Consider the following 12,903-nt stretch of genomic DNA (forward strand, 5'->3'; position numbering starts at 1 on the left):
CAGGTCGCGGTGCGGACTCCACGCCCCCGCACAGAGAATGTGCCATTCCGGTCGCCGACCGCTAGTAGTGGCCATGTCACTTTCCGGACTCGAAGTCGTGACTTTCCGCTCATGTAGTACGCGGTGGAGACGGGTACGGGCCCGGCGGCGGCCGCCGCCGGGCCCGTCCGGCACCGCTCAGCGCTTGGAGCGGTGGATCACCTGCAGCTCGGTGAACCCGTACAGCCCCCACGGCCCGTTCTCGACGCCGACGCCGCTCCACTTGAACCCGCCGAACGGCTGGCTGGGCGACAGCGCAAGGTGGGTGTTGACCCACGCGGTACCGCACTCCAGCCGGCCGGCGACCTCGGCGGCGCGGTCGGCGTCGGTGCCCCACACCGAGCCGGACAGCCCGAAGTGGGTGCCGTTGGCGCGGGCGAGCGCCTCCTCCAGGTCGCTGTACCTCACGATGGGCAGCGCGGGGCCGAACTGCTCCTCGTCCACGATCCGGGTGCCGTCGGAGAGGTCGGCGAGGATCGTCGGCTCGAAGAAGTAGCCGGGGCCGTCGATCGGCCTGCCGCCGGCCGCCGCGCGGGCGCCGCCCGCGAGCGCGTCGGCGACGAGCTCCGACACCCGCTCGTACTGCGGCCGGTTGTTGACGGGCCCGTACTGGACGCCCTCGTCCATGCCGTTGCCGACCTTGGCGGCCTTCGCCCGCTCGGCGAGGGCGTCCACGACGTCGCCGTAGAGCGCGTCCGGCACGTACACGCGCTTGATCGCCGAGCAGACCTGGCCGTTGTTCTGGAACGCCGCGCCGAACAGCCGGTCGGCCACCGCGGCCGGGTCGGCGTCGTCCAGCAGGATCGCCGGGTCGTTGCCGCCGAGCTCCAGCGTGACGCGCTTGAGGTCGGGGGCCGCCGCCGCGGCGACGCGCTTGCCGGTCGCCACGCTGCCGGTGAAGCTGATCTTACGCGGGACGTCGTGCGCGGTCATCCAGGCGCCGAGGTCGTCGCCGCCGGTGACGACGTTCAGCACGCCGGGCGGCAGCACGTCGCGCAGCACCTCGCCGAGCTTGAGGCTGGACAGCGGGGTGAAGGGGGACGGCTTGAGGACGAGGGTGTTGCCCGCGAGCAGCGCCGGGGCGATCTTCCACACCGCGAGCAGCAGCGGGAAGTTCCACGGGGTGATCGCGGCGACGACGCCCATCGGGCGGCGGACGACCTCGACCAGCGCGCTGTCGTCGTCCTGGATGACCTCGCGGGGCAGCTCCAGGTCGGCGAAGTACTTCAGCCACACGCCGGCGCCGACGACCTCCATGGTCGCGTCGGCGAGCGGCTTGCCCTGCTCCAGGGTGAGGATGCGGCCGATCTCCTCGGACCGGGCGAACATGACGTCGGCCGCCGCCAGCAGCGCCTTGCGCCGCGCGGGCTCGTCGCGGCGCCAGTCGGCGTAGGCGGCCTGCGCCGCGGCCATCGCCGCGTCGAGCTGCTCCCTGGAGGCGTCGGGCGCCTGCTCGGCCACCTCGCCGGTCGCCGGATTGATCACCCCGAAGGTGCCGGGCGCGTCCGCGGCCGCGCCGCCGATGGTCATCGAGAAGGTCTCGGACACCGTTGATCCTCCGCTCAGGGGATTACCGAACGAGATTCAGTATTCACCTTCGCGGCCCGTCTGACGAGACGTGCCGCGCCCCGGACCGCGCCCGGCGCGGACGGCGCGCCGATGGCCGGATGCGGCGAGATCCCCGCCGGCGGCGCGGAACGGAGTGATGATCACCACATGCGACCACGTCTCACAGCGGTGTTCGCCCTCACCCTCGCCCTCGCCGCATCCGGCGGGGCGACGGCGGCCGCGGCACCCACAGCGTCCCCGCCCGCACCGTCCGCGCCGCGGCTGGCCGACCCGCATCCCTGCGCGGGCAAGCCCGGCTTCACCTGCTCGTTCCTGACCGTCCCGCTCGACCACCGGCGCCCCGGCAAGGGCACCCTGAGGCTCCAGGTGGCCGCCTCGGACAACGCCCGCGCGCCGAAGGGGGTCCTGCTGTTCCTGACGGGCGGGCCCGGCCAGCCCGGCGTCCCGTTCATCGACGGGATCTCCGCGCGGATGCCGGAGCTCGCGAAGAACTACCGGTTCGTCATGGTCGACCAGCGCGGCACGGGCGACTTCGGCGCCATCGACTGCCCGAAGCTGCAGGCCGGGGTCGGCAGCAGCGACATCGAGCCGCCCCCGCCCGGCGCGGTCGCCGAGTGCGCCGGCGTCCTCGGGGACCGGCGCCACTACTTCACCACCGAGCAGACCGTCGGCGACCTCGACCTGCTGCGGCGTGCCCTCGGCGCGCGCAAGTGGACCGTGGACGGCGTCTCCTACGGCACCATGACCGGCGCGAGCTACACCGTCCGGTATCCGCAGCACGTGAGCAGGCTGGTCCTGGACTCGGTGCTCCCGCACGTCGACCCGCAGGGCGACGACATGCTCTACCTGACGGGCCTGCGCGCCACCGCGCGCGTCCTGCGGGACGCCTGCGCGGCGGCGCCCGCCTGCGGGTTCGACCCCGCGCAGGACCTGGCGTGGCTCGCCCGGCACCGCGACGACGCCGTCCTCATCTGGGACATGCTGGTGACCTACGAGTTCCTCGACCCGACCTACCGGGACGAGAACTCCCTGCCGGGTGGTGCGGGCGACGCCGTGGCGGCCCTCCACGAGGCGCGCCGCGGCGACCCGGCGCGGCTCGACGGGCTGCTGCGGATGCTGAACTCGGGCGGCGACGACGTCACCCGGTACAGCTCCGGCCTGCACATCGCGACGATCTGTGGCGACGGACACTTCCCGTGGGGGACGTCGGAGACCCCGCCCGCCGCCCGCCCCGCCGCGCTGGAGCGGGTGCGCAGGCACCTTCCCGCCCGCGCCACCTGGCCGTTCACCGCCGACACGGCCGTCGGCAACGGGTTCGTCCAGGAGTGCCTGCGCTGGCCGTGGTCGCGGCACACCGCCGAACCGCACCGGACGAGGCTCTCCGTCCCGGTCCTGCTGCTCAACGGCGACCGCGACCTGTCCACGCCGCTGGAATGGGCGCGGGAGGAACTCCGCCACGCCCCGCGCGGCCGGCTCGTCGTGGTGAAGGGCGCCTCGCACTCCATCCAGAACCGCGAGCGCGGAACGCAGGGGCGCGAGGCGGTCTACCGCTTCCTCAACGGCTGAGCCCTCACGAGGCGCAGACGCGGTCCAGCAGGTCCCGGTAGCCGCGCAGCGCCAGCCGGAGCCGCTCGGTGTCGGCGCCCGCGCCGCCGCCGAGGCCGTCCGACAGCGCCCGCCGGTGCGCGGCGACCGCGCGGCCGAGGGCCTCGGCGGCCTCGGCGGCCAGCGCGTCCGCGCGGCGGACCGCGCCGCCCGGGTCGTCGACGAACGCGGACTGCACCTCGCGCCAGCGCTCCCGGAACCGCTCGGTCTCGGCCGGGTCGAACAGCCCGTCCGGGGCCGCGGCGGTCCCGGGAGCGGCGGCGGATCCGGGGGCCGTGGTGAGCTCGGGCTCCGCTGCGGGCTCGGGCTCCGCGGCGGGCATGGGGTCCGGGGCCGTGTCCGGGACGGGCTCCGGCGCGTCCGCCGCGGGGTCCGGTACGGGACCGGCGACGCGGGTGTCGCCGGGCACGCCCGGGGCCGGTACTCGCTCGGCGTGCCGCCTGTGCTCCATGGGGGTCAGCTCCTCGGGGTCTCGGTGGACGCCGGCGCCTCGGGCGCGGGCCCGTCCGCGGCGTGCCGCCCGGCCCGCTCGCGGCCGGGCGCGGCGAGCAGCTCCTCGAACAGCGCGCGGTAGTGCACCATGGCCTGCCGCAGGTCCTCGGTGGACGCCTCCCTGGACGCGGCCCTGCCGCCGATCGCGTGGGCGCGCCGGTAGTGCTCCATCGTGCGGCCGTGCTCGACCGACAGGTGGGCGACCTTCTCCTCGAACCCGTGCGTGGGGTAGCCGCGCTCGCCCATCACGACCGTGACGAGCCCGTCGGCCTGCTCGACCGCCGCCGCCGGCGTGTCGACGAACCGCTCCTGAACGCGGACCCACTGCTCGTGGTACTGCTCGCGCTTGGCCGGGTCCAGCTCCCGCAGCTCCAGCTCCTCGTGGCGCCGCTCGCGGGACAGCAGCTCCCGCTCGGCGGCCGCGCGGCCGCCCGCGTCCCGCACGGCCCGGTCGTACTCGGGGCCGAACCGCCGCCTGAGCCGCCGCGTCCGGGACCTGGTGCGGGCCAGGTGCGCCGCCGCGGCGAGGGCGGCGACGACGACTACGGCGATGACGACCCATATCGCGGTCGACATGGTCTCCTCCAGCGTGCGTCGGATCAGGATGAGACCGCGATGCCCGGTCAATGGCGTTCAAAACGAACCACCAAGAAACGGTCAGGCCCCGGAGCCGCTCGCGGCGCCGGGCGAGCTGCGGTGCGAGACAAGGTCATCTGAGTGGATTTACTGCGCTATGCCCGACTCGCATGTTGTGATTGGGGCCGCTACCGGAATGATGCGCGCCCTGCGGCGGGCGCGTGCGAATGGATGTGATGCGCGGTGCGCCACGCGTTCGGCCTCGTCCTCGGCCTCCTGCTGACCCCGGCGCTGCTGTACGGCGCCGCCTGGGGCTACGTGCAGGCCGGCCGGTCCTTCGACGGCACCGGGCAGGAGATCACCGACCGCACCCGCATCTACGGCGCGTTCGCCCTGCTCGCCGCAGTCGGCCTGGTGATGGGCGTGGTCATCGTCGCGCGCTGGGCGTCGCCGCTGGTCTCGCTGGTGCCCGCGCTCGCGCTGCTCGGGCTGTCCGGCTGGTTCCTGGCCGACCCCGGCGCCGTCCTCGACCTGCCCGGCCGGGTGCCGCCGGCGGGGGACCTGGACGCCGGGCTGCGCATGCTGCTCGGCTCCGGCCTCTACGCGATGATGGGCCTCGCGCTGCTGATGCCGGCCTGGGCGCCGCGCCGCTGGAGCTCCGAGCGCGACGACGACGCCGCCGACCTCGACTTCTACAACGCGATGGAGCGCGGCGGCCGCGCCCGCTGAGGCCCGGCCGCCGCGCGCGCTCACGACTGCCCGGCCCTCGTCACTGCTCGGCCTTCGTGACGAACTCGGTCGTGTAGGTCTTCGACAGGTCGATCCGGTCCTTCATCTCGCCGACCTCGGGCGAGAACTGCGCGAGCACCTTCAGGACGTTCTCCGCCGCGTCCGGCTTCATGACGCCGTCGCCGTTGAACATGCCGGCCGAGTCGCCGATCGCCTTCTCGTACAGCTTCGGGTCGCCGCCGGCGTAGTCCGCCGGCATCTTCGCCGCGATCTCCGCCGGGTCGTGCGCCTTGATCCAGCCGAGCGTCTTGACGAACGCGTTGGCGAGCTTCTGCACGGTCTCGCCGTGCGACTCCACGTACGCGCAGTCCATGTAGAGGGAGCTGGACGGGTACAGCCCGCCGAGCGCCGCGCGGGTGCCCTCCTCGGTGCGCATCTCGACCATCACCTTCGCCTTGCCGGTGCTGACCAGCTTGGCGATCGTCGGGTCGGTCGTCATGCCCGCGTCGATGCCGCCGTTGTCCATCGTGGAGATGAACGTCTGCCCGGCGCCCGCCTTCACCGTCGTGTAGTCGGACGTCTTCACGCCGTTGCGCACGGCCAGCGCGCGGGTGATGAAGTCGGTGGACGACCCGGGGCTGGTGACGCCGAGCTTTTTGCCCTTGAACGCGGCCGGTGAGGTCAGCGTGCCCGCCTTCGACGTCGAGACCATCTCGGCCTCGCCGGGGACGTCGGCCATCTGCACGACGCTCTGCACGCACTTGCCCTTGGTCTGCAGGTGGATGGAGTGGTCGTAGAAGCCGACGACGGCCTGCACGTCGCCGGAGATGAGGACGTTCTCGGCCTGCGCGCCGGCGGGCTCGGTGAGCAACTGGACGTCCAGGCCCTGCTCCTTGAAGTAGCCGAGCCGCTCGGTGAGCTTGGCCGGCAGGTAGATGACCTTGTCGATGCCGCCGACCATGATCTTGACGGTGCCGCCGGAGCCGCCGTCCCCGCCGCCGGAGTCGCGGCAGGCGGACAGGCAGGACAGCGCGGTGAGGGCGGCGAGCGCGGCGGCGCCCGCCCGGACCGTGGTGCTGGGCATGGTGGTGCTGGGCGTGGTGGTGCTGGGCATGGCGGTTCTCCCGGTCGTGCGGTCAGATCTGGACGTCGTGGCCGGAGACGGACGGGCGCCAGCGCAGCAGCCGGCCCTCCAGCAGCGTGAGCAGCCACTCGGCGAGCAGGGCCAGCACCGTGATGATGATCATTCCGGCGTAGATCCCGGCCGCGTCGAAGGTGCCCTGGGAGTGGTTGATGAGCAGGCCGAGGCCCTTGTCGGCGCCGGTGTACTCGCCGACGATCGCGCCGATGATGGCGAACCCGAACGCCGAGTGCAGCGAGGCGAGGATCCAGGACGTGGCGCTCGGCACCACGATCGTCCACAGCACCTGCAGCCGGCCCGCGCCGAGGATCCGCGCGTTGTTCACCAGGTTCCGGTCGACCTCGCGGGCGCCCTGGAAGGCGTTGAAGAACACCGCGAAGAACACCAGCACGAACGCCGTCGCGATCTTGGACTGCATGCCGAGCCCGAACCAGATGATGAACAGCGAGGCCAGGATGATGCGCGGGATCGCGTTGACGGCCTTGATGAACGGCGCGCAGACGTCCGACAGGAACCGGCTGCGGCCGAGCACGATGCCGAGGACCACGCCGCCCGCCGCGCCGAGCGCGAAGCCCGCGACGGCCTCCTGCAGGGTGACGGAGATCTGCTCCCAGATCGAGCCCTGCGAGGTGCCGTCGGTGAACCAGCCGGCCAGCCGCTCCCAGATCTTGGACGGCATCGAGTAGTAGAACGGGTCGATCCAGTGCCGGGCGGCCAGCTCCCACGACCCGAGCCAGACCGCGACCAGCGCGACCCGGACGGCGTTGATGCCGGCGGCGCGGCGCAGCCCCGCGGTGCGGGCCCGCGCGATCGCCGCGCGGTCGCCGTCGCCGGTTTCGGCCGGGCCCGCGGCGGGCGCCTGCTCGATGGTCTGCGCGTCACGCGGCATGGCCGGCGCCCCTCTCCCGGGTGATCTGGACCTCTTCGCGCAGCGAGTCCCACACCTCGCGGTAGATGTCGAGGAACGCGCCGGTCAGGCGGACCTCCTCGGCGTCGCGCGGCCGGTCGAGCGGCACCTCGAACACGGCCTTGATGGTGGCGGGGCCCGCCGTCATCACCACGACGCGGTCGGACAGCACGAGCGCCTCCTCCAGGTCGTGGGTGACGAACACGACCGCCGCCCCCGAGCCCGACCACAGGCGCAGCAGCTCGTCCTGCATCAGGCCGCGGGTCTGGACGTCGAGCGCGGAGAACGGCTCGTCCATCAGCAGCACCGACGGCTCGTTCACCAGGGTCTGGGCGAGGGCGACGCGCTTGCGCATGCCGCCCGACAGCTGGTGCGGGTAGTAGCGCTCGAAGCCCGCGAGGCCGACCCGCGCGACCCAGTCGCGGGCGCGGTCGCGGGCCGCCCGGCGGGACGCGCCCCGGTAGCGGGGGCCGGCCGCGACGTTGTCGAGCACGGACCGCCAGGGCAGCACGGCGTCGTTCTGGAACATGTAGCCGACGCCGTCGGGGATGCCGTCCACCGGCCGGCCCTGCACGAGGACGCGGCCCGCGGACGCCGGTTCGAGGCCGGAGACCAGGGACAGGGTGGTCGACTTGCCGCAGCCGGTGGGGCCGACCACGGCGACGAACTCGCCGGGCCCCACGCTCATGTGCAGGTCGCGGACGGCCGTGTGCACGCCGCCCGCCGACCGGAAGCGCTTGGTGGCGCCGTCCAGCTCGATGACGGGCCCGCCGGGCCGCTCGGTGCGCTCTTCTGGGACGCTCGTTCGTTCGGACACGGCGGCACCGTACGGATGTGGCGCGCGTCACCGGAACCCTTGCCCGCGATGTGCTCGCAAGCCGCGAATCCCCATGTTGCGCGCGTTTCCGCGACTTCCGCGCGTTCTGCTCACGGTTCCGTCCGCGGGGGCTGGGCGGCCGGGCCGGCATGGATTACGGTGACACGTCATGTCCGTCCGGCCCCGCATCTCCTTCGCCCGGCAGGTGCTGATCTTGCAGGTCGGCGTGGTCGTCGTGGTGGCCGTCCTCGGCTACGGCCTGGTCGCGTGGATGCTGGACGGCCGGCTCCGCGACCAGTACGGCCAGCGGGCGCTCACCGTCGCGCGGTCCGTCGCCGCCGACCCGGAGATCCGCGACGCGGTCGCGGCCGGCGACCCCGGGCGCACCGTCCAGGACCGGGCCGAGCGGGTCCGCCGCCGCACCGGGGCGCTGTTCGTCGTGGTGACCGACCACCGGGGCCTGCGGCTGTCGCACCCCAACCCGGCCCGCCTCGGCGAGCGGGTGAGCACCGACCCGTCCGACGCGCTCGCCGGGCGGGAGGTCGTGCGCGTCGAGCGCGGCACGCTCGGCCTGTCCGCGCGCGGCAAGGTGCCCCTCTACGGGCGGGACGGCCGGGTCCTCGGCGAGGTCAGCGTCGGGTTCGACGCCCGCGCGATCGACCGCGAGCTCGGCCACGTGCTGCGCGAGATGTCGCTGTTCGTGGCGGGCGCCGTGCTGCTCGGCGTGGCCGCGTCCGCCGCGATCGGGCGGCGGCTGAAGCGGCAGACGCTCGGCCTCGAACCCTACGAGCTGGTCGAGCTCGTCCACGAGCGGGAGGCGGTGCTGCACGGGGTCGGCGAGGGCGTCGTCGCCGTCGACACCGCGGGGCGGATCGCGGTCTGCAACGACGAGGCGGCCCGGCTGCTCGGCGTCACGCCCGAGCGCGGCGCGCCCGCCGGGGACCTCGCCGCCGAGGGCACGCTGCGGGACGTCCTGACGGGCCGCCGGGAGGCCGCGAACCTGTTCGTCACGGCGGGCGAGCGGGTCCTGGTCGTCAACCGGCGGGAGGTGCGCCGCGACCGCCGCGACCTCGGCGCCGTCGTCACGCTGCGCGACCGCACCGACCTGGAGACCCTCGCCCGCGAGCTGGACTCGGTCAGCACCCTGTTCGACGCGCTGCGCGCGCAGCGGCACGAGTACGCCAACCGGCTGCACACGCTGTCGGGTCTGCTCCAGCTCGGGCACGCCGCGGAGGCCGCCGACTACATCGGCGCGCTGATGGAGGACGCGGCCCGCCGCGCGCCCGCGCCCGACACCCTGCCCGACCCGGTGTCGGACCCCTACCTGCGCGCGTTCCTGTCGGCCAAGTCCGCGGTCGCCGCGGAGAAGGGCGTCCGGCTCGACATCGGCGCCGCCAGCTACGTGCCCGGCCGCGTCGCCGACGCCCTCGACGTGACGACCGTCGTCGGCAACCTGGTCGACAACGCCGTGGAGGCCGCCCGGCTCGGCCGCCGGCGGCCCGCCCGCGTCGAGGTCGAGCTGCTCGGCGACGGCGCCGACCTGCACGTCACCGTCACCGACTCCGGCGAGGGTCTGCCGGACGGGCTGCGCGAGGCGGTGTTCGACGACGGCGTGTCCACCCGCGACGCCCCGGCCGGCCGGTCCCGCGGGCTGGGCCTCGGCCTGGCGCGCCGCACCGCCCGCGCCCGCGGCGGCGACGTGGCGTTCGTGGCCGCCGGGGCGGACGGGCCCGGCGGTGCCGTCGCGGTGGCGCGGATCCCCGGGGTGCTGGGCGCGGAGGCGGTGCGGTGAGATGAGCGGAGGCGGTGCGGTGATCGACGTTCTCGTGGTGGACGACGACTTCCGGGTGGCGCAGGTCCACGCGAAGTTCGTGGCGGCGGTGCGCGGCTTCGCCGTCGCCGGGCTCGCGCACACCGCCGCCCAGGCCCGCGCCATGGCGGCGGACCTGGCGCCCGCCCTGGTCCTGCTGGACGTCTACCTGCCGGACGCCTCCGGCCTCGCCCTGCTGCCCGAGCTGGACGCCGACGTCATCATGGCGACGGCGGCGGCCGACCCCGGCGCCGTCCGGGAGGCGCTGCGCGGCGGCGCCCTGCACTACCTGGTCAAGCCGTTCACCGCCGCCGCGCTCGGCGCGCGGCTCACCGCCTACGCCCGCTACCGGGAGGCGCTGTCGGGGGACGGCGAGCTGACCCAGGCCGCGCTGGACGGCGCCGTCCGCGCGCTGTACGCGCCGCTGCACGGGCAGGCGCCCCCGCCCAAGGGCCAGTCGCCGGTGACGGCGCGGCTGGTCGGTGACGCGCTGCGGCGCGCGGACGCGCCCCGCTCGGCCGCCGAGATCGCCGACGAGGTCGGGGTGTCCCGCGCCACCGCCCAGCGGTACCTGGCCGCGCTCGCGCAGTCCGGACGGGTCGTGGTGACGCTGCGCTACGGCGCCACCGGCCGCCCGGAGCACCAGTACGCGTGGTCGCCGCGGTAGAGCGCGGCGAGGACCTCCTCGATCCCGGACTCGCGCAGCGCGATGTCGCGGACCTCGTGGACCCGGGCCAGCTCGGCGATGACCGCGGCCGCGTTCGCCGAGCGCGGCAGCCGCAGCCACTGCCGCGGCCCCTCGACCCGCTCGGCCTCGATCCCGTCCAGCCGGATCGGCGGGCCGGGCCGGGCCAGCTCCACGACCAGCAGCCGGTCGGCGGCCACGGTGCGGCGCAGCGCGTCCAGCCCGCCGTCGAACGCGAGCCGCCCGTGGTCGATGATCATGACGCGGCGGCAGAGCCGCTCGATGTCGCCGAGGTCGTGCGTGGTCAGCAGGATCGTGGTGCCGCGCTCGGCGTTGATGCGCGCCAGGAAGTCGCGGACGGTCGCCTTGCTCACCACGTCCAGGCCGATCGTCGGCTCGTCCAGCACGAGCAGCTCCGGGTCGTGCAGCAGCGCGGCGGCGAGGTCGCCGCGCATCCGCTGGCCGAGGCTGAGCTGCCGGACCGGGGTGTCCAGGAACGGCTCCAGCTCCAGCAGCCCGGTCAGCTCGGCGAGCCGGGCCCGGTGCGCCGCCGCCTCCACCCGGTACAGCCGCCGGACGAGGGCCAGGCTGTCGCGCAGCGGCAGGTCCCACCACAGGGTGGTGCGCTGCCCGAACACCACCCCGAGCCGGCGCGCGAGCGAGGTGCGGCGCCGCGACGGGTCCAGCCCGCAGACCCGCAGCCGGCCGGACGACGCGGTGAGGATGCCGGTCAGCATCTTGATCGTGGTGGACTTACCGGCCCCGTTCGGGCCGAGGTACCCGACGAACTCGCCCGGCTCGACGGTGAACGACACGCCGTCCACGGCGCGCACGGTCCGGCGGGTCCGGCGCAGGCCGCCCGCGCGCGCCCGGACGGTGAACGACTTGACGACGTCCGCGGCCTCGATCATCGGCACCGGCATCAGCTCCCTGTCGATCGGTAGTGCCGCAGCCCCGCCCGCCACGCCGCCGCGCCGAGCGCGCACACCAGCACCGCGACCGCCGGCGAGGCGAACCGCGCCGCCGCGGGCAGCCCGAGCGGGTCGGGGCGGTCCAGGACGTACAGCGCGGGCTGCCAGTTGACGAACGCCAGCGGCACGATGAACGTCACGCCGCGCACGAAGTCGCGGGCGAACACGGTCATCGGGTACTGGGTGAGGAACGCGCCGCCGTAGGTCACCGACTTGCTCGCGCCGTGGACGTCGACCACCACGAACTGGACCGCGCCGGTCAGCACCCACAGCCCGCCGAAGATCGCCGCCCCGGACAGCACCATGACCGGGACCATCGCGGTCCGGCCCGGCGTCCACGCGATGTCCGCCGCGCCGACCGCGTACACCAGCACAGTGACCGCCGGGACGAGCTTGCCGAACCGGCGGGGCGAGAACTCCTCCGTCGCGACCTGGACGAGCGGGCTCACCGGCCGCACCAGCATCGCGTCGAGGGTGCCCTGCCGGACGTGGTGCCCGAGCCGCTCGGTGGTGCCGAGCAGGATGTCGGAGATCCCGAACGCCAGCGCGGAGGTGCCGTAGAGGAACAGCACCTCGGCGGCGCCGAACCCGGCGATGCGCGGCGCGTGCGCGAACAGCAGCACGATCGCGGCCACGTCCAGCCCGGTGACGGCCGCGGTGGTGAGGGACAGCAGCACCATCGACACCGGGTACTGCGCCGCCGCGCGGATCCACGTCCAGGCCAGCAGCCCGTACATGCGGACCGCGCCGGCCCCGGCCGGATCAGCCACCGTGCACCACCAGCTTCCGCCGGGCGGCCCGCGTCAGCAGCGCCCCGGCGCCGAGCAGCGCCGCGGCCCAGGCCGCCTGGAACGCCAGCGCGCCGAGCAGCCCGGCGCCGGTGTGCCGGCCGAGGAACACATCCGCCGGCACCTGGATCTGCGCCGACCACGGCAGCGCCCGCGCCACGTCGCCGAGCCGCCCCGGGAAGACGACCAGCGGCAGGATCATGCCGGAGAAGAACAGCGACATCACGAGCGTGACGGCCTGCAGGCCGCGGTCGTCGTGCAGCCAGAACATCCCGAGCGCCACCAGGTAGCGCAGCCCGAAGCCCACCGTCACCGCGAGGACCAGCGCCACCTCGAACGCGGCGAGGTTCGCGGGAGCGGGCGCCCGGAACGGGAACACCAGGGCCCCGGCGACCAGCGGCGGGCCGCCGCGCAGCAGCAGGGAGCCCGCCGCGCGGCCGAGGTCGTCGGCGAGCCACCAGCCCTGCAGGCCGACCGGGCGGTACAGGTCGATCGCCACGTCCCCGTTGCGGATGCGCTCGGTGAGGTCCATCCCGCCGAAGACCTGCACCGGCCCGATCAGCGCCTGGGTGAGGAAGCAGAAGGTGACGGCGTCGGCGGCGTCGTACCCGCCGAGCGAGGGCCGCACGTCCCACAGCGCGAGCAGGACGTAGGCGCGCATGAAGCCGAACAGGGTGTTGGTCAGCGACTCGGTCAGCGAGCCGAGCGGGTACGAGGTGTGCCGGCGGAAGCCGTACCACCACACCCACGGAAGAACCCCCACTTGCCGGAATC

General features: G+C 74.5%; 13 protein-coding genes. 4 read left to right on the forward strand and 9 right to left on the reverse strand.

The genetic code is table 11. The features are described 5' to 3' along the window. Positions 1 to 177: 177 nt before the first annotated feature. A complete protein-coding gene (locus HUT06_RS19895) occupies positions 178 to 1,587 on the reverse strand; it encodes an aldehyde dehydrogenase family protein (RefSeq protein WP_254715283.1) in 1,410 nt (469 codons plus the stop codon). Positions 1,588 to 1,755: 168 nt separating this feature from the next. Between HUT06_RS19895 and HUT06_RS19900 the strand changes: the two genes are divergently transcribed. Further along, positions 1,756 to 3,174 carry an alpha/beta fold hydrolase gene (locus HUT06_RS19900; RefSeq protein ID WP_176197115.1) on the forward strand — a complete coding sequence of 473 codons (1,419 nt, stop codon included), beginning with the start codon at positions 1,756 to 1,758 and terminating at the stop codon, positions 3,172 to 3,174. Positions 3,175 to 3,178: 4 nt separating this feature from the next. On the opposite strand, the gene HUT06_RS19905 is transcribed toward HUT06_RS19900, so the two are convergent. Both HUT06_RS19905 and HUT06_RS19910 read right to left on the reverse strand, forming a co-directional pair. Then, a complete protein-coding gene (locus HUT06_RS19905; protein ID WP_176197116.1) occupies positions 3,179 to 3,664 on the reverse strand; it encodes a hypothetical protein in 486 nt (161 codons plus the stop codon). Positions 3,665 to 3,669: 5 nt separating this feature from the next. After that, on the reverse strand, positions 3,670 to 4,281 hold the full coding sequence (locus tag HUT06_RS19910) for a hypothetical protein (protein ID WP_176197117.1): 612 nt from the start codon (positions 4,279 to 4,281) through the stop codon (positions 3,670 to 3,672). Positions 4,282 to 4,524: 243 nt separating this feature from the next. On the opposite strand from HUT06_RS19910, the gene HUT06_RS19915 reads away from it, so the two are divergent. Then, positions 4,525 to 5,010 carry a hypothetical protein gene (locus tag HUT06_RS19915; protein ID WP_176197118.1) on the forward strand — a complete coding sequence of 162 codons (486 nt, stop codon included), beginning with the start codon at positions 4,525 to 4,527 and terminating at the stop codon, positions 5,008 to 5,010. 40 nt (positions 5,011 to 5,050) lie between these two features. Here the strand turns inward: HUT06_RS19915 and HUT06_RS19920 are convergent, their stop codons facing one another. Genes HUT06_RS19920 through HUT06_RS19930 form a run of 3 tightly spaced genes read right to left on the reverse strand, consistent with a single transcriptional unit; the run spans position 5,051 to position 7,875 of the window. Further along, positions 5,051 to 6,124, reverse strand: a complete 1,074-nt coding sequence (locus HUT06_RS19920; protein WP_217711352.1) for an ABC transporter substrate-binding protein — start codon at positions 6,122 to 6,124, stop codon at positions 5,051 to 5,053. Positions 6,125 to 6,146: 22 nt separating this feature from the next. After that, complete coding sequence (locus HUT06_RS19925; RefSeq protein ID WP_176197119.1) at positions 6,147 to 7,040, reverse strand: ABC transporter permease; 894 nt, start codon at positions 7,038 to 7,040, stop codon at positions 6,147 to 6,149. Then, positions 7,030 to 7,875: an ABC transporter ATP-binding protein gene (locus tag HUT06_RS19930; RefSeq protein WP_217711353.1), complete on the reverse strand. Its 846-nt coding sequence runs from the start codon at positions 7,873 to 7,875 to the stop codon at positions 7,030 to 7,032. The genes HUT06_RS19925 and HUT06_RS19930 overlap by 11 nt, the downstream gene beginning before the upstream one ends. 169 nt (positions 7,876 to 8,044) lie before the next feature. Between HUT06_RS19930 and HUT06_RS19935 the strand changes: the two genes are divergently transcribed. Both HUT06_RS19935 and HUT06_RS19940 read left to right on the forward strand, forming a co-directional pair. After that, entirely contained in the window at positions 8,045 to 9,667 is a 1,623-nt protein-coding gene (locus HUT06_RS19935; protein ID WP_176197120.1) for a sensor histidine kinase, read from the forward strand. 19 nt (positions 9,668 to 9,686) lie between these two features. Next, entirely contained in the window at positions 9,687 to 10,352 is a 666-nt protein-coding gene (locus HUT06_RS19940) for a response regulator (RefSeq protein WP_176197121.1), read from the forward strand. Here the strand turns inward: HUT06_RS19940 and HUT06_RS19945 are convergent. Genes HUT06_RS19945 through HUT06_RS19955 form a run of 3 tightly spaced genes read right to left on the reverse strand, consistent with a single transcriptional unit; the run spans position 10,301 to position 12,892 of the window. Further along, positions 10,301 to 11,293, reverse strand: coding sequence for an ATP-binding cassette domain-containing protein (locus HUT06_RS19945; protein WP_254715284.1), 993 nt, complete (start codon positions 11,291 to 11,293; stop codon positions 10,301 to 10,303). The genes HUT06_RS19940 and HUT06_RS19945 overlap by 52 nt on opposite strands. Beyond that, a complete protein-coding gene (locus HUT06_RS19950; protein ID WP_368406977.1) occupies positions 11,293 to 12,111 on the reverse strand; it encodes an ABC transporter permease in 819 nt (272 codons plus the stop codon). The genes HUT06_RS19945 and HUT06_RS19950 overlap by 1 nt, the downstream gene beginning before the upstream one ends. Beyond that, positions 12,104 to 12,892 carry an ABC-2 family transporter protein gene (locus HUT06_RS19955; protein WP_176197122.1) on the reverse strand — a complete coding sequence of 263 codons (789 nt, stop codon included), beginning with the start codon at positions 12,890 to 12,892 and terminating at the stop codon, positions 12,104 to 12,106. The genes HUT06_RS19950 and HUT06_RS19955 overlap by 8 nt, the downstream gene beginning before the upstream one ends. Positions 12,893 to 12,903: the final 11 nt, after the last annotated feature.

The organism is Actinomadura sp. NAK00032, assembly GCF_013364275.1.
Classification (GTDB): Bacteria; Actinomycetota; Actinomycetes; order Streptosporangiales; family Streptosporangiaceae; genus Spirillospora.

Excerpts from the sequence above, each read along its gene's own strand:
- HUT06_RS19910 (WP_176197117.1), bottom strand. The coding sequence starts at position 4,281 with ATGTCGACCGCGATATGGGTCGTCATCGCCGTAGTCGTCGTCGCCGCC.
- HUT06_RS19905 (WP_176197116.1), bottom strand. The coding sequence starts at position 3,664 with ATGGAGCACAGGCGGCACGCCGAGCGAGTACCGGCCCCGGGCGTGCCC.
- HUT06_RS19935 (WP_176197120.1), top strand. The coding sequence starts at position 8,045 with ATGTCCGTCCGGCCCCGCATCTCCTTCGCCCGGCAGGTGCTGATCTTG.
- HUT06_RS19925 (WP_176197119.1), bottom strand. The coding sequence starts at position 7,040 with ATGCCGCGTGACGCGCAGACCATCGAGCAGGCGCCCGCCGCGGGCCCG.
- HUT06_RS19900 (WP_176197115.1), top strand. The coding sequence starts at position 1,756 with ATGCGACCACGTCTCACAGCGGTGTTCGCCCTCACCCTCGCCCTCGCC.
- HUT06_RS19945 (WP_254715284.1), bottom strand. The coding sequence starts at position 11,293 with ATGCCGGTGCCGATGATCGAGGCCGCGGACGTCGTCAAGTCGTTCACC.
- HUT06_RS19920 (WP_217711352.1), bottom strand. The coding sequence starts at position 6,124 with ATGCCCAGCACCACCACGCCCAGCACCACCATGCCCAGCACCACGGTC.